A 19,351-nucleotide genomic window follows, 5' to 3' on the forward strand; every position below is an offset into this window, starting at 1 on the left:
AGGTGGATAGATATCATCAATATTATAAGTTTGCTATGAATGTGCATAGGCGTAGCCCGTCGTAGATATCGCACCCACCATGTTAAATTACAACCCATTGCACTGCTTACCCTCCGCCGAGGATCTGCCCGATTCTGACGATGAACCGGGCGATCGCTGCTGAACAACGCGCTCAAAGGTTGGCACAAGAATTACAAAGGTTGGGGATAGATCCAGATTCTTTGAGTTGATGTGGTTAATTCAGATAAACCTAGTCTTTGTTTGACTGATTGCCATGTTGAACCTTGGCTTGCGTTTTGGTGATGTATCTCCAAGCGTCTATCTAATTCTTGTTTTTGGCCGTCGTTGAGAGGAACTTCATTGGGTGTAGTAAGAATGCTATCCCATAATTCCTGGGCAAGCTGTATACGTTCAGATACACTTAGTTCGGAAATATCGATTTTTATTATGTGGTGCATGGTTGTTGTTACAGCAGTTTTTTATCAAACCCACCACAAAAATAAATCCCAAAACAAAGTCCAATATTGGTTTTAGTACTTTTAACTGTGGCACGTTTGATTAAAATTCGCTGTAATATAGTTACTCAATCGATACTAGTACATGTATGTCTACGCATTTTATTTAAGGTTATGCGATCGCCTTTTAGACTCAAACAAGCAATATATTTTGATTCTTTGCTCTTTTTGATACACTAATGCCACTGTTAGATTAGAGTAGTGCATTAGACACAGCGTGACTTCGTAATTAGACTCAATGACAAACATTCAGATTAAAGAACGCAAAGTTGTTGAACTTCATCCCCATCCCAAAAATGACAGTATTTACGGCGACGAAGATATTGAGCAACTAGCCCAAGATATTAAAAGGTCTAAATGGGTCAAACCGCTTATTGTTACACCAGAGGGTACAATCATCAGTGGACATCGGCGTTGGAAAGCAGTGTCATCTCTTGGATGGACAACAGTTCCCGTTGAAGAAAAAGAGTTTACTGATGAAATAGCTGAATTAGAAGCTCTGTTACTGGAGAATGCTAATAGAGAAAAGACTATAGAACAAAAATGTCGAGAAGGATTAACTTGGGAGGCTATTGAGCGAACTAACTCTCGTCAGCGTCAGGGAATTAAAGGATCTGGTGTGGGGACTACTAGGGATATGGTAGCGAAGAGGGTTAGTCTGGGAAGTGGTATTAATTATGAGAAGGCTAGTAAAGTTGTATCAACTATTGATGAGGCACTTTTAGTTGGTAATATTGCAAAAGCAGAGGCATTGCGAAAGACATTGAACCACAAAAGTGTAAATGCGGCTTTCAAAATGATTAGCAGTATTGAAAATATTAGTGAAACCCAACATAGCGAAACACAACACACACAAATGCAGTGGATATTAGCTAAGTTAGGTCAAAAGCTCTGTGGCTCAGTGTGGATTGCTTCTAACGATCGCTCACGTATATGGGAGAAAGAAAAATTAGGCAGCTTAAGTATGGATTCTTTGCCACAATTAGGAATTCGTAATGATGCACAAAAAACAGTTGCACTTATTGATGTAGTTTGGCTGAGTGGTGATAATCAGATTACAGCAGCTTTCGAGATTGAATGTACTACGTCTATTTACTCAGGGTTACTAAGAATGGCAGATTTAGTTGCTCTTGTTCCAAATTTAAATTTTCCACTTTATGTAGTCGTTCCTCTGTCCCGTGTTGCGAAAGTTAAGAAAGAATTGTCTAGACCAAGTTTTCAAACTCTTAAAATGAATAATAAATGTAATTGGATAGTGCTTGAAGATTTAGTTCAAGAATGGGAAGCTATTATGAAATATGGTACAGAATTAGATGCTATAAATAGATTGTCTCATAGCCTGAATAAGATTAAAAACTAAATCTAAGCATATATATTTTTTAGAAAAAGCTAGCTAATAATTAGATTAGTGAATAAGCTATACTTTACCCTATCTGTCCCCTCACCCAAGCGCGAAATGATTTGAGCAAAGCAATTTCTCCCATACTTTTACTCTGCTCAATAAATCTGCTTATCTCACTCACTGAAATTATAGGAAAGGCAATACTAAACTTACACTCAATATATTGTCCCTCTATTAGTTGATAAAATTTTAAATTTTGCCCATCATATCTCCAAAGTTCAGTTACACCCAATGCTGAATAAATACCGAATTTGTTAACTGAACTACTAGTAATATCAATCTCAATCGCTAAATCAGGTGGTGGATCTGTTTCTAAATTGAGCGTCATCCTACCTCTGACTATCGATTCACTTCGTATATAGTAGCAAGTATCTGGTTCTATTCCCCGTTTTGATATTTTACGCTTTAGTGTTGTAGAACCAGCACTTTTAATTTCTACTCCGACTTCTTCAGCTAAAGCGAATATAAAACGATCAAATTGAATTTTGGGGTTTTCATGTTCAAAAAGTGGAGTCATAATTTCTAAAACACCGCAGTCATAAGCAAACCGAGAACCTCTATCTTCACCTGTATCTCTCAGCAAGGCTTCAAAGGTTTCCCAGCTAACGTTGTGTAGGACTGTTCTTTGTTCAGCAGGCGTTGACTTAACAAGCATATTAAAATACTTCTTCTGTCAGGATATTAGATAAAATCCCGATAATTTTACCTATGTCATTAATATAATACTCGCTCAAGTCAATTTCAAGCACTTGCCTAATTAGCTTGAGAAACTTCCAGGTTAGTTATAGTGATGTCAATACCATAATTTGTCTGAATGTTATTGCCCTCACGTTCATTAAACTCCAGATAATAAATTGTGCCAATTATTAGCAAGATATCTTGCTGATATTTGGCACAATCAGTTTCTGAATATTTTGTAATTTTAAGCAAGGAAACCTGCAAAAAAGTCCAGAGTTTCTTTCAGTGCTTTGATGAAAACATCAATTTCCTCGCGGGTGTTGTAGAAAGATAGACTTGCCCGTGCGGTTGCAGCAAGACCTAAGTAACGGTGTAATGGTTGAGTACAATGGTGTCCAGAACGGATGGCAACGCCTTCTTGATCTAATAATGTAGATAAGTCGTTAGCGTGGACTTCTCCGGCGGTGAATGACGCAAGAGCGGCTCTACCCTCACCTTTCGCATTTGGTTTGGGGCCGTAAATCCTAATTTGGGGAATTTGCTCTAATTGTTGGAACAAATAAGCTGTTAATTCGGCTTCGTAGGCGTGGATTTTATCCATGCCGATATTGCTAAGATAATCTATCGCAGCACCAAGTGCGATCGCTTCCCCAATTGCAGGTGTACCGGCTTCAAATTTATGCGGTAATTCTGCATAAGTTGAATGGTCTAAATATACCTCTGCAATCATCTCACCACCACCAAAAAATGGTGGCATTGATTCTAGTAATTCCAACTTGCCATACAGAAATCCTATCCCAGTTGGCGCACACATTTTATGACCGGAAGCTACCAACCAATCACAATCTATTTTCTGCACATCGACAGGGTAGTGAGGGACACTTTGGCAAGCATCTACTAAGAATTTAGCACCGTAGCTGTGAGCGATCGCAGCAATTTCTTCCACTGGATTAATGCAACCCAAAGTATTAGAAATATGTACCACCGACACCAACTTTGTTTTTTCAGAAATCAGTTTTTTAAACTGTTCCAAATCAAAAGTTTCTTCTGGTGTTAATTCTACAAATTTCAGTACTGCACCCGTTTTTTGTGCCACCAATTGCCAAGGTACAATATTGCTGTGGTGTTCCATCACTGAGAGAATAATTTCATCCCCAGGCTGTAAATTATTCATGCCCCAACTGTAGGCTACTAGGTTAATCGCCTCACTTGCGTTGCGGGTGTAAACGATTTCCTGACGCGATGCAGCATTGATGAATTTGGCAATTTTATCTCTAGCACCTTCATAAGCATCAGTAGCTTTAGCACTCAGAGAATGGGCACCTCGATGCACGTTAGCATTATATTGCTCGTAATAATCCCGCAGGGTATTTAATACGAATAAAGGCTTTTGCGATGTCGCAGCATTATCGAGATAAACCAAGGGTTTCTCATTGACTTCCTGATGCAATATCGGGAAGTCAGCGCGAACTTTATCAGCAAGGGTTTTGGTAGGAGTGAAAGTCATTGGTAGATTAGTTATTACTCATTAGTCAGGGACTTGAGATTATTCACTGTGTTTAAAAGGATTTCTCGCAGAGAGGGAATCGGTATTTGGTTGATAACTTCAGCAGCGAAGGCGTTAATTAACAACTTTCGAGCATCGTTTTCATCAATTCCCCGACTTTGCAGATAGAATATTTCATCATCTTCCAATTGGCTAACGGTAGCACCGTGAGCGCACTTTACATTATCCGCAGTAATTTCCAATTGGGGTTTGGTATCAACTCTGGCTTTAGACGATAGCAGCAAATTGCGATTCAACTGGGATGCATTTGTTAACTGCGCTAGTTTGGGTACAAAAACTTTACCATTGAATACCGCATGAGCGCGATCGCCTACAATACATTTATGCAATTGGTGACTTGTACCGTGAGGATGGTTGAGTGCGATCGCACTGTGAGTATCAGACAACTGCTTACCATAAATCATCGTCAACCCATTGAGAGTAGTTTCTGTCTGTTCACCAGTTTGCAAAATTTCTAAATTGTGCCGCGACAACTTCGCGCCTAAATTTATGGCATGACAAGTATATCGACTATTACGAGCTTGCGAGACAGATGTTTTACCAATATGAAAACCCTCTGCACTTTCACCTTGGATTCGAGTATGGTTAACCTGGGCATTTTCCTCAATCCAGATTTCTGTAACTGCGTTAGTAAAGTGAACTACTTCCCCAAGTTCTATTTGATCTGGATCTTCTACGTCTGTTGGTTGATACAGATAATCTTCAATGAGCGTAACACTACTACCAGATTCAGCCACTACTAAAGAACGAGGTTGTGATAGTATCGGTGAATCGCTAGGAATAGACAGGAATAGTAAATGAATTGGCGTTTCTACCACAACATTTTTTCCTACCCATACTACAGATGCATTTGTGAAAGCAGCCGTATTCAACGCAGTGAAAACTTCTTGCGTACCCGGTTCTTGGACTGAATAATAATTCTCTAGGCGAGAGCGATATTCTAAAGGAAATCCAGCTAAATCTTCCACCCATATACCTTCTGGCAAATCTGCAACAGATGACAGATCGGGCGAAAAAACTCCGTTGACAAACACCAACCTACTATCAACAGCTTCTGGTAAAGTCAGTCGTGTGATATCAAATTTTACAGACCAAAACCCTCGTGTCTCTACATTGAATTTTACTTGCCGTAGAGACGACAGATCAGTAAATCGCCATTCTTCCTCACGGGTAGTGGGGATAGTTGAGTTACGGACAAAATTAGCAGCGCGATCGCGCAGTTGTTGTAACCAAGCAAATGTTTCCGGCTGAGGAACTTCCTCGACAATCAATTCCTGAAATTGATTTAACAACTCACTTAGGTAAGGATCTTCATTTACTAAGGTGTTGGAAGCCTGATTTTGAGATACTTGAATACTCATTACACACCTACCTCAGCTGCAAATTCTGCTAGTACCCAGTCATAACCGCGAGACTCTAACTCCAGCGCCAGTTCTTTACCACCACTCGTAATAATCTGCCCCTGTGCCATCACATGCACAAAATCAGGCACAATATAATCGAGTAACCGTTGGTAGTGAGTAATCAAAATTGTCGAATTGTCTGGACTTGCCAGTTGATTTACGCCATTCGCCACAATTCTGAGCGCGTCAATATCCAAACCCGAATCAGTCTCATCCAAAATTCCCAACTTTGGTTCTAGCAGCGCCATTTGCAGAATTTCATTCCGCTTCTTCTCACCACCAGAAAACCCTTCATTCAAACTCCGACTGAGAAAACTGGGATTCATCTTCACCACATCCAGCTTTTCCTCAATCAAATCGTCAAAATCAAAAGCGTCTATTTCCTCTAAACCTTGCGCCTTGCGACGAGAATTATACGCCACCCGCAAGAAATCCAAATTGCTCACACCGGGAATTTCTAACGGATACTGAAACGCCAAAAACACACCACTTCTAGCCCGTTCCTCCGGTTCCAACTCCAGTAAATTTTGCCCCTGGAAAATCACCTCACCGCCAGTCACCTCATACGCCGGATGCCCAGCCAACACCTTAGAAAAAGTACTCTTACCAGAACCATTCGGCCCCATAATCGCATGAATTTCACCCGATCGCACCTCCAGGTTTACACCTTTCAAAATCGGTGTCCCATCAACACTAGCCGTCAGATTCCTAACTGACAGCACAACTTCACTATTTTCAATAATCATCTTCTCTCTTCTCTCTCTGCGCTCTCTGCGCCTCTGCGGTTCGTTACTCTTCCAAAAGATAAACACAGAAAGCCGATGTCCCTGTGTTTATCCTTGCTTCCACTTATCCAACACTGCCTTCCAACTTCAAACTCAACAACTTATCAGCTTCCACAGCAAACTCCATCGGTAGCTGATTAAAAACATCCTTACAAAAGCCGCTAATCATCATCGAAATAGCATCTTCCGAAGAAATCCCCCGTTGAGCAAAGTAAAATAACTGATCTTCCCCAATCTTAGAAGTAGAAGCTTCATGCTCCACCTTCGCACCGTTATTTTGCACCTGAATATAAGGGAAAGTATTCGCATGGGCATTATCCCCAATCAGCATCGAGTCGCACTGAGAATAATTTCTCGCTCCTTTCGCCGTCGGATTGACTTTCACCAAACCCCGGTAGCTATTACTAGAATTACCTGCGGAGATTCCTTTAGAAATAATTGTACTGCGGGTATTTTTACCGACATGAATCATCTTGCTGCCAGTATCAGCTTGCTGCTTATGATTTGTCAGCGCCACCGAGTAAAACTCACCCACAGAGTTATCACCCACCAAAACACAACTAGGATATTTCCAAGTAATTGCCGAACCTGTTTCTACTTGAGTCCAGGAAATCTTGGAATTCACACCCTGACATAAACCGCGCTTGGTGACAAAGTTGTAAATACCGCCTTTCCCGTTAGCATCTCCAGCGTACCAGTTTTGCACAGTAGAGTATTTAATTTCGGCGTTGTCGAGGGCGACGAGTTCCACAACGGCGGCGTGCAGCTGGTTGGTGTCATACATCGGTGCAGTGCAACCTTCCAGGTACGAAACATAACTACCTTCTTCGGCGACAATCAAAGTCCGTTCAAATTGTCCCGTGTCACCAGAGTTGATGCGGAAGTAGGTAGATAGTTCCATTGGGCATTTTACGCCTTTAGGAATATAGACAAAAGAACCATCGCTAAATACGGCGGCGTTTAAGGCGGCAAAATAGTTATCAGCGATGGGAACAACGCTACCCAGGTATTTTTTGATTAGTTCTGGGTGTTCTTGCAACGCTTCCGAAAAGGAGCAGAAAATAACACCATCTTCCGCTAACTTTTCTTTAAATGTAGTAGCGACAGAAACGCTATCGAAAATCGCATCGACGGCGACATTTGCCAGTCGCTTCTGTTCAGATAAAGAAATACCTAATTTTTCAAAGGTTTCCAGCAGGGTTGGATCGACTTCATCCAAGCTGTTTAGTTTTTCTTTCTTACGTTTTGGTGCTGAGTAATAAATGATATCCTGATAATTGATTGGCGGATACTTGACATTAGGCCAAGTTGGTTCCGTCATTTTTTGCCACTGGCGATAAGCTCTGAGGCGAAAGTCCAGCATGAACTGTGGCTCGTTCTTCTTAGAGGAGATCAAGCGAACAACGTCCTCGTCTAGTCCACGCGGAATAGTGTCGGCCTCAATATCAGTAATAAAGCCGTACTTGTAGGGTTGGTTGACTAAGGTTTTGACAGTGGCACTCATCAGTAATAATCTCTCGTGTTCTGAACTCTTTTAGGATGGGAGACGGACTTTATCTTTAATCGATTCCCATATCAGGTTACGCAATGGTTACACGGCTGCTAGAATAGTGGTGGAGACTAAAACAACAGCTTTGTTGTTTAACCTATCTTCATTTTACGCTAGATTAACAACAACAATGTTGTCAAAGTCAAATTTTCAAAGAAATTTTTGGGACGTTCGCTGAACGCCTCGCACCAACCATAAGATGGCGACTACCCACCAGTCCTCAACCAAGCAAGATATCCTTGAGTATCTGCATAAACGCGAAAAAGCAACGGCTTTGGAGCTAGCTGAAGTTTTAGACGTTACCCCCCAAGCGATTCGTCGCCACCTCAAGGACTTGGAGACGGAGGAGCTAGTTTTGTATTCAACATCAGTGCAGACGGCGGGGATGGGGCGGCCGCAGCACCTTTATGAATTGAGTCGTCAAGGACGCGATCGCTTGCACCGCACAATGAGCGATCGCTTTGGTGATGGCCACGGAAATTTTGCGGTTTCGTTGCTAGACACCTTAGCCGAAACGGTAGGACATGAGCAATTTAAATCGATTTTAGAGAAACAGTGGCAGCGCAAAGCTTTAGAATACCGCGATCGCGTCGGTAATGGTTCGCTGCGAGAACGTGTAGCCAACTTAGTAGAGTTGAGAAAAGCGGAAGGCTTCATGGCAGAGTATCACCCTGTTGATGTCCGTGACACCTTTGAGTGCGATCGCTTTATCTTAATGGAGCATAACTGTGCTATTTCCAACGTTGCCGAGTCTTTCCCCAGCGTTTGCGGTCACGAATTAGAAATGTTTGCAGCCGTACTACCAGATTGTAACGTAGAACGCACCCACTGGATTATTGATGGCGAACATCGTTGTGGCTATTTGGTACAAATTCGTCATTAGTCATTTTTGAAATATTATCCAATGCCCAATAATCAACTAAATTTGAGATAACGTTATGGATACACCACCACAGCAACCATCAGCACAATTTTTAACCCTGGAAGAGTCAGCAAAAGTAGATGCGGCTTTGTTGTCTTCCCCAGAAAAGTTTTTAACAAGATTGACAATTTCATCACTTAAGCTTTTAAAGCATATCGCTCAAGAATATGGTGTTGCTATTGAAGATTTGACAGCGCCGCAAGTAATTGCGTGGTTTGAAAAAGATGGTAGAATTCGCCGTGAGCAGGGAATTGAAGCTTCATATCTGAAATGGTAATTTGTTTAACAAATTTTCCAGTTTTTCTGCAATTGCAATGCCTTTCTTCTAGCTTGGTGGTTGAGTTTGCAAAACCTTATTTTTATCTAACAATGCAGTAGTTGCATTGACTACAATCTGTGCTGAACCTGTGAAAAACGATCGCTCGATAGTCGCTGGAACATCGCTAGGTTGATGATAGTGCGGAGTTCGTAAGTTTGCGGTATCTGTCACCAATACAGCACCCACACCCTGATACCAAAATGGTGCATGATCGCTGCGTAGGGTATCTGGTGTCAGTAAACCTTTAAAAGGAATTGGTACTGTCAAAACTGCTGGCAGATTTGATTCCTGTTTATTCAGGGCGGTTGAGGGGAGCATCTGTGAGCTTTGAAAAGCATTCAGTAAAGGCAAATGTTCTGTATCACCAACTACTGCCAAAAAATCGCCCTTGTTGCTAGGTGGTATAACAGGCAATGCGGCAGGGTATTTCTGACACCCAGGAGTGTAACAAGCATAACCTACCATATCCATAACGATCGCTCCGCCCAAGTTTTGTAAGCGTGCTGTCTTGCTCACAAAAGCCTGACTACCCAAAAGTCCTGCTTCTTCTTGGTCAAAAAAAGCTATTTGTAACGTCCGTGGTGTGGAACGAGAACCCAGCAACCGCGCAACTTCCAGCACTACAGCTACACCACTAGCGTTATCATCAGCACCGGGGGATAAAGCAACGGTATCGTAATGCGCTGCTACCAAAATTGCTTTAGCGGCTTTGTCAGTTCCTGGACGTTCAGCAAAAATATTCACACCCTCAGAGAACTTTTCTAATTTAGGTTTCCAGCCGAATTTTGTGAGTTCAGTTGTGATATAAGTGCGAGTAAGCGATCGCTCTTTTGTTGTGTAGCGCTGAAAATTCAACTTTTGGATATGGTTTAACAGCCTGTCAGTAGACACTTGTGGCGCACTGTCAACTTCCTTTAACTCTGCCTGTGGTTGGCGTGTTTTCACTGGAATGCGCTCAACAATTGCCGGTGACGGACGCTGTTCTAAAAACGTGCTACCTCTACTACCCACCACAGCAACTGCCATCAGCATCAACAGCATCAGCCAAATCCATTTTTTCATGTGATTTATCCTTGGCTTCCTGACTTAAGGTAGCGCAAATCCCGAAGCATAATTAATGCGATCGCAGAATTCTGTGCTAGCTGCGATTTGAACTAAAAAACTATTGAGGAATTAAATAATTAGAAAGCAAATTACGCTTAATTTGATAAATAGAAACACCGGGCGATTGGAAATCGCGGCTATACAGACTAAACCCGCCTAGGCGGGTTTTATAGAGTCCGCGCAGGCGGACTTCGTTTGTATAGCCCCAGACTTCTAGTCTGTTCGCGTAGCGTGCGCCTTAGCGCAGGGCGGTCTGCTGATGATATCATGTCCGGTTAACCACTTATGATTACCGCATCTGTGCAACAATCGAAAAAACCTTTTTCCCCCTGCGGTGTGAATGATAAGTCTTTAGCCGGACACGATATGAGGGAAATATTTTAGCCAGGTAGAGTTAGCCCAGTCACAGCGATCGCACCTGCGATCGCACTAGCTGCAAGGGAAGTGATAGCTGTCCCAAATATCCACCAAGCAGCATTTGCAACGGTTTTTTTGCTTTCTTCAGCTTGCTTTTTAGCTTGATGTTGGATAGCTTTCAAACGTTTTTGGGTTTCTTTCTGGATGCGTTCGGCTCGTTGCAATACGCCATCCCGCGCTGATTCTATTTGATCGATAATGCGATTAGCATCTGCCTCAGAGATATCTTTACGAGAACTCATGACAGCAACTAAGGTGTCACGATCGAATTCACTGAGGCGATCGCGCAATGCTTCAAATCCAGCTTGCGGATCGTCAAATACTTTGGCAAAGTCTTGCTTAATGCCTTCATAATTAAGTTCGGAACGATCCAGGGAGTTAAGATAGTTGCGAACTTTGCCAAAAACTCCATCCAGCACTGATTGCACCCTTTCCTGGATCTGCTGGAATTGTTCGACAATGGAACTGCGAACTGAATCAATTTGATCCACAATTCGGTTAGCTTCTTCTTCTGAGATATCCTCACGTTGGGATAATAGCGCCACAATTGTCGAACGATCGAATTTCGAGGCGCGATCGCTTAAACTTCCAATTCCAGCGCGGGGAGAAGACAGCAGCAATTGTAAATCGCGTTTGATTCCTTCAGGATTGAGTTCGTCTTTGTTGGTATTACGCAGATATTCTTCAAGATTGGCTTCAAAATCTAAAGCTACTTGAGTGGTACGTTTTGCTAAACGTTTTGGCGCTCTGATAATATCACCAATGGCATCTTGGGCGCGATCGATGATCTGATTAACTTGCTCTTGGCTCAAGTCTCCGCGCTGACTGACAAGTTTAACCAAGGTTTCTCGATCGACATTAGATAAGCGATCGCGCAGTGCTAAGGCTCCAGCTTTGGGATCGTCGAGTAATTTTTCCAAATCCCTTCTAATACCTTGTGGATCGAGTTCTTCCAAGTTGGTATTGCGGAGATATTCAGCGATCGCTTTGGTAGTTTTTTCGTACTGTTCTTTGGCTTGCTGCGGTACTTGCAAAATACTATCTCGGACTGATTCTAGCTGATCGAGAGTTTGGTTTACCTGTTCTTCGCTCAAATCTTGACGCTGACTGAGCAATTGTACCAATGTATCGCGGTCAAATTGCGCTAGGCGCGATCGTAACAAGCTAATTCCAGCTTGCGGATCGTCTAGTAAAACTTTAAACTCACGTTTGATGCCTTCGGGGTTGAGTTCGTCTTTATTAGTATTCCGCAGATAGTCTTCAACTTTTTGGCGCAGTTCATCAGCTTTCGCTTTTGCTTGTTCTTGCAATTCTCTAGCACGATTCAAGACATTATCGCGGTTGCGTTCGAGTTGACTAACAATATTATTAGCTTCCTCTTCGCTGATATCTTGACGCTGACTGAGCAATTGTACAAAAGTATCGCGATCAAATTGTCCGAAGCGGCTACTTAAATCTTCAAAGCCAGCTTGTGGATCTTCCACCAACTTGGCAAAGTCTCGTTCAATACCTTCAGGGTTAAGTTCTTCTTTCCCCGTCGAACGCAGATAATCTTCGATGCGCGTGCGGAAATCTTGCCCTTTTTCTCGCGTTTGAGCCTGTTTTACAGTCTCTAAAACTTCCACGCGATCGCTTTCCATTTGTTCGGAAATTTCTTTCACTCTGGCTTCACCCAAATCGCCTCTCTGCTTCAGCAAGTTAGAGAAATATTGTTGATTTATTTCTTCCAACTCCCGTCTGACAGTTGTCGGATCTGCATTTACATCATAGATAACTTCTTTGAATTCATCTACTAGCGTAATTCGGTTAAAATGCCAAGGAAACGAATTTAATATGTACTCTTCTACATCTGCCTTAATCGCGTTTTCAAGTGATATTGGCAATTTTGCAGATACTTGCTCAGTTGCTTGCTCTCTAAACTTTTTAAATTGTTCTGTGACTCGATCGACATCGACATCTTGAACTTTTTCTTTCAGCTTTTGCAACTGAGTTGTAATTTTGCTGACATCAATATCAGAAAGGTTTATCCGCTCCAAAACGGCTGGTGCAGCAGCGCTCAAGCCGTATCGAATAGCTTGCTTAATTACACCATTGCCATTACCGCCTCCAACTGTAACCAGTTGTTGAAGTCGTTCGCCCAATTGCTCAGAATTAAGTTCTTCAGGAGTAGCAGATTTAAGTAAATTAATTACTTGTTCTGTGGGATTTTGACGATTCAAAGCTTGTTGCCAAGCACCTTGAAATTGGTCAGCAATGCCATTGATATCTTCTTTAGATAAATCTGCGCGACTGCTGATTAAATCAATAAATGTTTGGCGATCGATATTTTTTAATAGATCGCTGTTCGCCACAGATTGCAAATCTGTATCTTTAAGAAGCTGGTCAAATTGGGTGCGAATTTCTTTAACATCCAGCTTTGGCAATTGCAAAGAACCTAAAGAACTTTGGAGCGTATTTTTAATTCCTTCGGGATCAAAACCTGAAGTTAATTCCCGCCGGACTGCGGCTGTAATATCTTCAGCCGTAGAAACTAACTGTTTTTTCGCAGCATTAGCACCGATACCAGCAGTTGCTGTACCCATCAGAGCTTGAAAACCAGAAGTTACAGTATTAGAAATAGAACCAACTAAAGAACCTACTGCTGATGAACCCAACCAAATTACTAATGAAAAATAGGTAGACCAGATGACTACACCAATAATTGCACCTAAAAATGCACTTTCGATTAGGCTAAGTTTTACTGCTAAAAAACAAGCAATAAATAATGCAATACTAACGGTGATTAACGCCCAAGTACCAACTTTAGCTTGACCTTTACGAATTGTCTTACCCAAACTTTCCGACTCATCATCAGAATCTGAGCCAATTTCCCAAGATGAAATTCCGACAGCAACTGAAAAGTTTGTCAATAATAATTGAAAGGCAAATGCCATCAAAACCCCAGCCAGCAATGCCACCAAGAATTTAGGCCCAGAAAAAAGAACTGATGCTTCTTCTGGAGTTAGTGCTTCCTGAGCTAAAGTTATCGGCATTAACCCAAAAGGCAACCAGTTACATCCCAAAATACTTAAACAACCTTGAAACATCGTATTTTCTCACTTAAACTCAATTAAATGCCCATTTAGAAAATGGCTTTAATTATCAGCTTAATCATCACTTATAAAAGCTGACACTTTCCTAGGTAATAGTTTTTTTTGCCAAAAGTTGTATTTTCAAATAATAAATGCTTTATTTTTTTGTAATTTTTTTGAATTCTAAAAAAGAAGTATTTTTAGATAAAAATAATTTCTACAAGCTTATTGATTGCATCTATGTACACAGCAGGTTAGAAATAGATGATTAACGGTGCTGAACGGTAGAAAATAATCCCTTTTGTATCAATCTTTAGCAAAAATATTTAAACCTACAATGATTGATATCTAAACTTTTAGAAAAAATATTTTATGTTTGAGATTTCTTTACTCATTTAGATAAAAACACCTACGTCTAATGATAGAGACAAAAATTCTTCCAAGCGATTGATGAAACCTAAACACAAACATGCATTAATAAGGGTATTACAAGCTATAAATTTGTGAATAATTGATTTTTGCTGAGGAGAAAAGATAATGGTTGTAGGTGTACATAAACGTGGTGTAGGTGTATTTTCTAATCGTCGAGATGTGGAACACGCGCTACATGAATTAAAAAAAGTCGGCTTTGACATGAACAGAGTCTCTGTCATTACGCAAGATGGAGACAAAGATGATATTGCTGGAGCCGAAGTGCGCGATCGCGTCGGCGATAAATCTGACGATGGCGCTAAACTCGGAGCAGCCACAGGTGGCGCTTTGGGCGGATTAACTGGTTTATTAGTCGGTCTTGGAACTTTGGCAATTCCTGGAATTGGGCCAATTATGCTGGCTGGAGCCGCAGCAACTACCCTAGCTACAACTCTCGCTGGCGCTGGTATTGGTGCAGTAGCAGGTAGTTTGCTCGGTGCATTAATTGGTTTAGGAATTCCTGAAGAACGAGCCAGAGTTTACGACGAACGTGTGAGACGAGGACACTATTTAGTTATCCTCGATGGCACAGATACAGAAATTGCTAGAGCAGAAGCAATTCTCCATCAGCAGGGTGTCGAAGAGTTTGGTATTTATGACAACCCAGATGCTCGAAATGCTGATTATGTTGCTCCAACCCCTAATGTTAATGTGGCTCATAGTGGTGTTGCTAAACGCGCGATTGGAGTATTTTCTCATCGCCGAGATGCGGAAACAGCACTTACAGAATTACGAGATGCAGGTTTTCCTTTAAGTAGAGTCTCCATCATCGCCAAAGATGCAAACGGTCAGGGAATCGCTGGTGTAGATGTAGATAGAAACGTTGGTACAGGTAATAAAGCAGACGATGGTGCAAAAGCTGGAGCAGCTACAGGCGGAGTCGTAGGCGGCTTGACCGGCTTATTAGTTGGTCTGGGGACTTTGGCAATTCCGGGAATCGGGCCTGTGATTGCTGGTGGCGCAGTCGCAACAGCTTTGGCGACAACCTTAGCTGGTGGTGCGATCGGTGCAGCCGCTGGAAGTATTGTTGGCGCACTTGTTGGCTTAGGGATTCCTGAAGATAGAGCGCAAGTTTATAGCGATCGCTTCCAAAAAGGCGACTACTTGGTAATTATCGATGGTACGGAAGCTGAAATCCACCAAGCTGAAAAGATTCTCAAACATCGGGGGATTGAGGAGTTTGCGATCTATGATGCCACTGAAATTAGCGAACATCGCCCAGGTTTAGACCGAGTAACGCATCACGACACACCAGCCGTTAATAGCGGTACTAGTTACTCAACACAGACTGATAGAGACGATCCTTCAGTAGTCATTGTTGATCGTCGCGACGAAGTGCTTTAATTCTAAGTAGCTGTCACTCATTCCCCAGGATTGCAGGAGCAATAATTTTAAAACTTTGCTCCTGACTTAAAAGACTTGCTCCTCCCTTTAGCCGTAAATATCAGCAAATTTCACTTTCGATTGCGAATTTAACCTATGCAAAAGCTTACCCCCTTCTTAATTAGCGCTCTTTTAGTTTTTGGTGTTGCTGCTTGTGATAACGCTTCTAAAACTAGTGAATCTGCACCCAATAATCCTAATGAGGCTCCCCAAACACCAACTGCAAAAATAACACAAGCTTCTCAACAAGACGCGCAAAGTGAAGTTCGCAGAAAACAACTTGATGCTGATATTCGCGCCCGCGAACAGCGCAATGATGTAACTGGTGGCGATGCACAACGAGCCAAAGGAGACTTATCAAGTGAAGTTCGCTCCAAATTAGAAGCTAACATCCCCAAGGGCCAACTAACAGTTAAAGCTTCAGGTGATGGGGTTGTTACTGTCGCGGGAACTGTGAGCAATCAGCAGGAGTTGGCTAAAATTGAACCTTTATCTAAGCAAATCAAAGGTGTCAAAAGTGTAGTTGTTAAAGCAACTGTTGCGCCACCAAAAAACTAAGGCAACTAACGAATAAATCCAATTGAGTAGGTAGACGAAAATAAATTTAAATGCTCCTGCTCAGTCTTATAGGACTCCTATTTGATTTTTGAACAAAATTAGGAATGTAGGGTGTGTTAGAACGAAGTTCGTAACGCACCATTATCAAGGGTTTGGTGCGTTACGCTGTCGCTAACACAACCTACGTATCTTTTCAGAAATCAAACCGGATTCCTTCCTTTGGTAGTTATTTATACTGATCACTTGCTGACTACTAAGAATTGAAAACTGACGATTTTAATAATTATATTTATTGATGCTCAGTCCCGTTACACAAACTATTGTACCGCGAATAAAACTATGGAAACTGGACAACACCAACGTGAATCCATCAACACCTCATTATCACAAGCTACGCTAGCAATTGAAGGTGTTGATACTGAAAACTTACCAAAATTACCACCAGCTACTGAACCTGAATCTCAATGGCAGCAAATTGGTAGACAGATTTCTCACTTTTTAGAGCAATTACCCGAATATTTAAGTAGCTTTTTTAAGGAATATAAACAGCCTCTAATAACTTTTGCTTTGATTTGGGCAGCAGTTGTTACAGCCAAAATAGTATTAACACTATTAGATGCAATCAATGATATTCCACTACTATCACGGCTATTTGAATTAGTTGGAATTGGTTACACTAGTTGGTTTATTTTCCGTTATCTACTCAAGGTTTCAACTCGGCAGCAATTAGTCGATGAAATTCAACTTCTAAAAAACCAATTTTTTGGCTAATAAATTTCCAACCATTAAGCTTATAAGTATGGTGGAAGTTTGCTTAACCTTGATAAGGGGCTTAAGGCTCTTGTTTTAAGCTCCTTTCCTAATGATTGGTAACTATCAGTATTTATATCCAAAGAGAGAGAAGATAGCGTTATACTTAACCTTAAAATCACTTCTAAAGATAGTAGATTTGAGATAGAAAACAGCCTAATCTAGGTTTTGAAGTTATTCAATAGATTTTTTAACGAGGACATAAATTATGGCTAATGAAGCAGTTAAGAGAGATATAGATTCATCCGATAGAGCCGAATCAAATACATACGATCGCGGCATTATCCCAGCTGAGACTGCTGCTCGAATGGAAAGAGAAGGAGATAAGTACAAAACACTCCCCACAGAAGAAGGGGAAGCAGATGCACTTACTGACGATCAAACCGATTCAGAAAGTATCCGCACCACTGACGGCTATACTGTGGACAAAGAAGGTTTGTCTAATAATTATGCAATTGAACCGGAAATGTACTACGAAGAACCGGGTGATGCACGCAAACAAGCAGCAGAGGAAAAGGCAGCACGTATTGAAGAACTCGGAGAAGTTAATCAAGACGAAGAAGGTAAGTTAACCGACAAGGGTGACAAACGCGGTAAAGGCCCAGGAGTAATTTAATTAACACTAATCCTTTTTACTAGGTGCAATCACACGTAATTAGGCGAAATAAATAGGCATTTATGTAGAGACGCAATCATTGCGTCTCTACTTTTATGGGCTAATATTTCCAGAGGTTTAACACTAAATAATCAACGGTTCGAGTTCACTATTATGCCATTGTCGCTGATGCCATTCGGCAACCAAAGGACGGACAATAAACTTAGGCTGTCCATCACCTTTAACATCAATACGTAAACCTGAATAAGGTCGTCGCTTTTGAGAACCTTGACCGTTGCGACCAATGAAGAGATGCGATCGCGCCACTAATCTATTTTCTTCCATCAAATCTGCTCCCTCAATCCGTTGGCGGCGCAAACTAAACCCGCTTCCACCACAAACAAGCCAGTGGATATGAGCATCAGCGTGTCCTGTATCCATTGTCTCAAGGTGTTCCAAGCAGTGGGCGTGACCGTTTAATACCAAATCTACCAAAGGACGGCCCTGATTTAAGGAACCTATTTCTTTAGCTACTGCATCCAACACACCACGGAAGCGATCGCGAACGATCAAAGTTTGCGCTTGTTCCCACTTTGTCGCTTCAGTTACATAAGGTGGATGATGGAAATAAATCACTCTTCCCCGAACTTCTGAATTATTCCAAGATTCAATTAATCTTTGCTTGAGCCAGTCTAATTGTTCAATATCAGTCTGCGTTGTTTTGTCGGTGGCTAATTGCTTCTTGATATCAACAATAATTTCTTCTATTTGCGATAGCTTGGCGTGGAAGTCGTCTAATTGGTCGGCTTCAATGGGGTTTTCAGGACGAAGCTTGGCTGAAGTTTCAATGATTTGCTGCTTTTCTTGCTCTAAATCTTCACAACGCTTTTCTAAGATTTTGCGATCGGCATCACCTTGTTTTGTTTTAGGTAGGGGTGGTGGATCGTTAAATGTATTAGAATCCAAGGCAAAGAAATCAATCCCGCCATAGCGAAAAGTATAGTAGCGATTGGGAAGACGGGTAAAATGCCCAGGTTCATACCTAAGACAACGACCTGTATCTGTCTTTCCTGTGTAGTATTTATCTAAATGGCTAGTTAGCTCTCCCGGAAGCTGCAACGCTTTAAGATAGTCTATAAATGCCCGTGCGTAAGCCTCACCAGTGCCTGAGCCATGCAAGCCTACATCTAGGTCTAACCGCGATCGCAATAGGCGACGAATCGGTAATGTTGTTAAAGAGGCCAAGCTCAATAAAATCGGCAAGTTATAGTAATCGTGATTTCCCGGTACTGGTAAAATAGGCAGCTTAAAAGTCATCTGGTCATAAGCAATCTTTCTCGGATGCTCTCCCCCCAAGATAAACTCTCGGTAAGGCTCTATGAAGTTCTGCTGGTAGTATTCACTCGACCCCACTAAGTAGATTACATCCCCGGTATGCAGCATAAACCGGGATTCGTCATGATGAGGCAACATGAGTTCAGCTATCTGTCGCTGAGGATTGTGTCCCCGATGCCTACCAGAACCACTATCACCTACAACTAAAAATGAGAACTCAGGATTATCTGTTTGTCCATCCTCCAACACTAGGCGAGTTTGGTCGATGTTCCGTTCCACAATCAACGGATCTTGCCACTTCACTCGCTGATTCATTTTACGAATTTTGTTAGCGATCGCTGGATCAGATACAAGTTTCAATGCAACATACTCCTGAATCTTGAATAGTAGGGGAGCAGGGAGCAGGGGAAGAAGAACTATTAATTATTACTGCTCAATTCCCAATCCCTAATCCCCAATCCCCAATC

17 protein-coding genes are annotated in these 19,351 nt (G+C 41.8%); 7 read left to right on the forward strand and 10 right to left on the reverse strand.

What is annotated here, in order from left to right:
- Positions 1–191 precede the first annotated feature (191 nt).
- Complete coding sequence (locus V7K55_RS01270) at positions 192–458, reverse strand: addiction module protein (RefSeq protein ID WP_334827355.1); 267 nt, start codon at positions 456–458, stop codon at positions 192–194.
- 295 nt (positions 459–753) lie between these two features.
- Between V7K55_RS01270 and V7K55_RS01275 the strand changes: the two genes are divergently transcribed.
- Positions 754–1,875 carry a ParB/RepB/Spo0J family partition protein gene (locus V7K55_RS01275; RefSeq protein ID WP_334827357.1) on the forward strand — a complete coding sequence of 374 codons (1,122 nt, stop codon included), beginning with the start codon at positions 754–756 and terminating at the stop codon, positions 1,873–1,875.
- Between the two features lie 64 nt (positions 1,876–1,939).
- Here the strand turns inward: V7K55_RS01275 and V7K55_RS01280 are convergent, their stop codons facing one another.
- The 6 genes from V7K55_RS01280 to sufB form a co-directional block, all read right to left on the reverse strand.
- Positions 1,940–2,572 (reverse strand): Uma2 family endonuclease, encoded by a 633-nt coding sequence (locus V7K55_RS01280; RefSeq protein ID WP_334827359.1) that lies wholly within the window; start codon positions 2,570–2,572, stop codon positions 1,940–1,942.
- A 98-nt stretch (positions 2,573–2,670) separates the two neighbouring features.
- The gene (locus V7K55_RS01285; protein WP_334827361.1) at positions 2,671–2,847 is read right to left on the reverse strand and encodes a hypothetical protein; all 177 of its coding nucleotides are present in this window, start codon (positions 2,845–2,847) and stop codon (positions 2,671–2,673) included.
- Positions 2,840–4,102 (reverse strand): cysteine desulfurase, encoded by a 1,263-nt coding sequence (locus V7K55_RS01290; protein ID WP_334827364.1) that lies wholly within the window; start codon positions 4,100–4,102, stop codon positions 2,840–2,842. Before V7K55_RS01290 ends, V7K55_RS01285 begins: the two co-directional genes overlap by 8 nt.
- Before the next feature lie 14 nt (positions 4,103–4,116).
- Positions 4,117–5,523: a Fe-S cluster assembly protein SufD gene (gene sufD, locus V7K55_RS01295; protein ID WP_334827366.1), complete on the reverse strand. Its 1,407-nt coding sequence runs from the start codon at positions 5,521–5,523 to the stop codon at positions 4,117–4,119.
- Entirely contained in the window at positions 5,523–6,311 is a 789-nt protein-coding gene (sufC, locus tag V7K55_RS01300; protein ID WP_334827368.1) for a Fe-S cluster assembly ATPase SufC, read from the reverse strand. Before sufC ends, sufD begins: the two co-directional genes overlap by 1 nt.
- Before the next feature lie 103 nt (positions 6,312–6,414).
- A complete protein-coding gene (gene sufB, locus V7K55_RS01305; protein ID WP_334827370.1) occupies positions 6,415–7,854 on the reverse strand; it encodes a Fe-S cluster assembly protein SufB in 1,440 nt (479 codons plus the stop codon).
- A 244-nt stretch (positions 7,855–8,098) separates the two neighbouring features.
- Here sufB and sufR point away from each other — a divergent pair, with 244 nt between their 5' ends.
- Entirely contained in the window at positions 8,099–8,782 is a 684-nt protein-coding gene (gene sufR, locus V7K55_RS01310; protein ID WP_334827372.1) for an iron-sulfur cluster biosynthesis transcriptional regulator SufR, read from the forward strand.
- Between the two features lie 55 nt (positions 8,783–8,837).
- Positions 8,838–9,098: a hypothetical protein gene (locus V7K55_RS01315; RefSeq protein ID WP_334827374.1), complete on the forward strand. Its 261-nt coding sequence runs from the start codon at positions 8,838–8,840 to the stop codon at positions 9,096–9,098.
- Between the two features lie 48 nt (positions 9,099–9,146).
- Here V7K55_RS01315 and V7K55_RS01320 read toward each other — a convergent pair whose 3' ends face one another.
- Positions 9,147–10,202 (reverse strand): M28 family peptidase, encoded by a 1,056-nt coding sequence (locus tag V7K55_RS01320; protein ID WP_334827376.1) that lies wholly within the window; start codon positions 10,200–10,202, stop codon positions 9,147–9,149.
- A 422-nt stretch (positions 10,203–10,624) separates the two neighbouring features.
- Positions 10,625–13,747, reverse strand: coding sequence for an MFS transporter (locus tag V7K55_RS01325; protein WP_334827378.1), 3,123 nt, complete (start codon positions 13,745–13,747; stop codon positions 10,625–10,627).
- A 522-nt stretch (positions 13,748–14,269) separates the two neighbouring features.
- On the opposite strand from V7K55_RS01325, the gene V7K55_RS01330 reads away from it, so the two are divergent.
- The 4 genes from V7K55_RS01330 (at position 14,270) to V7K55_RS01345 (ending at position 17,570) form a co-directional block, all read left to right on the forward strand.
- The gene (locus V7K55_RS01330; RefSeq protein WP_334827380.1) at positions 14,270–15,547 is read left to right on the forward strand and encodes a histidine kinase; all 1,278 of its coding nucleotides are present in this window, start codon (positions 14,270–14,272) and stop codon (positions 15,545–15,547) included.
- A gap of 135 nt (positions 15,548–15,682) precedes the next feature.
- The gene (locus tag V7K55_RS01335) at positions 15,683–16,144 is read left to right on the forward strand and encodes a BON domain-containing protein (RefSeq protein WP_334827382.1); all 462 of its coding nucleotides are present in this window, start codon (positions 15,683–15,685) and stop codon (positions 16,142–16,144) included.
- 339 nt (positions 16,145–16,483) lie between these two features.
- Positions 16,484–16,915, forward strand: a complete 432-nt coding sequence (locus V7K55_RS01340; protein ID WP_334827384.1) for a CAAD domain-containing protein — start codon at positions 16,484–16,486, stop codon at positions 16,913–16,915.
- Positions 16,916–17,162: 247 nt separating this feature from the next.
- Positions 17,163–17,570, forward strand: coding sequence for a hypothetical protein (locus V7K55_RS01345; RefSeq protein WP_334827386.1), 408 nt, complete (start codon positions 17,163–17,165; stop codon positions 17,568–17,570).
- 123 nt (positions 17,571–17,693) lie between these two features.
- On the opposite strand, the gene V7K55_RS01350 is transcribed toward V7K55_RS01345, so the two are convergent.
- Positions 17,694–19,244, reverse strand: a complete 1,551-nt coding sequence (locus V7K55_RS01350) for a metallophosphoesterase family protein (RefSeq protein WP_334827388.1) — start codon at positions 19,242–19,244, stop codon at positions 17,694–17,696.
- Positions 19,245–19,351 lie beyond the last annotated feature (107 nt).

It is taken from the genome of Nostoc sp. (assembly GCF_036919895.1).
GTDB lineage: Bacteria > Cyanobacteriota > Cyanobacteriia > Cyanobacteriales > Nostocaceae > Nostoc.

Coding starts and splice junctions, on each gene's coding strand:
- V7K55_RS01275 (WP_334827357.1), top strand. CDS start 754: ATGACAAACATTCAGATTAAAGAACGCAAAGTTGTTGAACTTCATCCC.
- V7K55_RS01315 (WP_334827374.1), top strand. CDS start 8,838: ATGGATACACCACCACAGCAACCATCAGCACAATTTTTAACCCTGGAA.
- V7K55_RS01320 (WP_334827376.1), bottom strand. CDS start 10,202: ATGAAAAAATGGATTTGGCTGATGCTGTTGATGCTGATGGCAGTTGCT.
- V7K55_RS01335 (WP_334827382.1), top strand. CDS start 15,683: ATGCAAAAGCTTACCCCCTTCTTAATTAGCGCTCTTTTAGTTTTTGGT.
- V7K55_RS01280 (WP_334827359.1), bottom strand. CDS start 2,572: ATGCTTGTTAAGTCAACGCCTGCTGAACAAAGAACAGTCCTACACAAC.
- V7K55_RS01340 (WP_334827384.1), top strand. CDS start 16,484: ATGGAAACTGGACAACACCAACGTGAATCCATCAACACCTCATTATCA.
- V7K55_RS01270 (WP_334827355.1), bottom strand. CDS start 458: ATGCACCACATAATAAAAATCGATATTTCCGAACTAAGTGTATCTGAA.
- sufR (WP_334827372.1), top strand. CDS start 8,099: ATGGCGACTACCCACCAGTCCTCAACCAAGCAAGATATCCTTGAGTAT.
- V7K55_RS01330 (WP_334827380.1), top strand. CDS start 14,270: ATGGTTGTAGGTGTACATAAACGTGGTGTAGGTGTATTTTCTAATCGT.
- V7K55_RS01290 (WP_334827364.1), bottom strand. CDS start 4,102: ATGACTTTCACTCCTACCAAAACCCTTGCTGATAAAGTTCGCGCTGAC.
- V7K55_RS01325 (WP_334827378.1), bottom strand. CDS start 13,747: ATGTTTCAAGGTTGTTTAAGTATTTTGGGATGTAACTGGTTGCCTTTT.
- sufB (WP_334827370.1), bottom strand. CDS start 7,854: ATGAGTGCCACTGTCAAAACCTTAGTCAACCAACCCTACAAGTACGGC.
- sufD (WP_334827366.1), bottom strand. CDS start 5,523: ATGAGTATTCAAGTATCTCAAAATCAGGCTTCCAACACCTTAGTAAAT.
- sufC (WP_334827368.1), bottom strand. CDS start 6,311: ATGATTATTGAAAATAGTGAAGTTGTGCTGTCAGTTAGGAATCTGACG.
- V7K55_RS01345 (WP_334827386.1), top strand. CDS start 17,163: ATGGCTAATGAAGCAGTTAAGAGAGATATAGATTCATCCGATAGAGCC.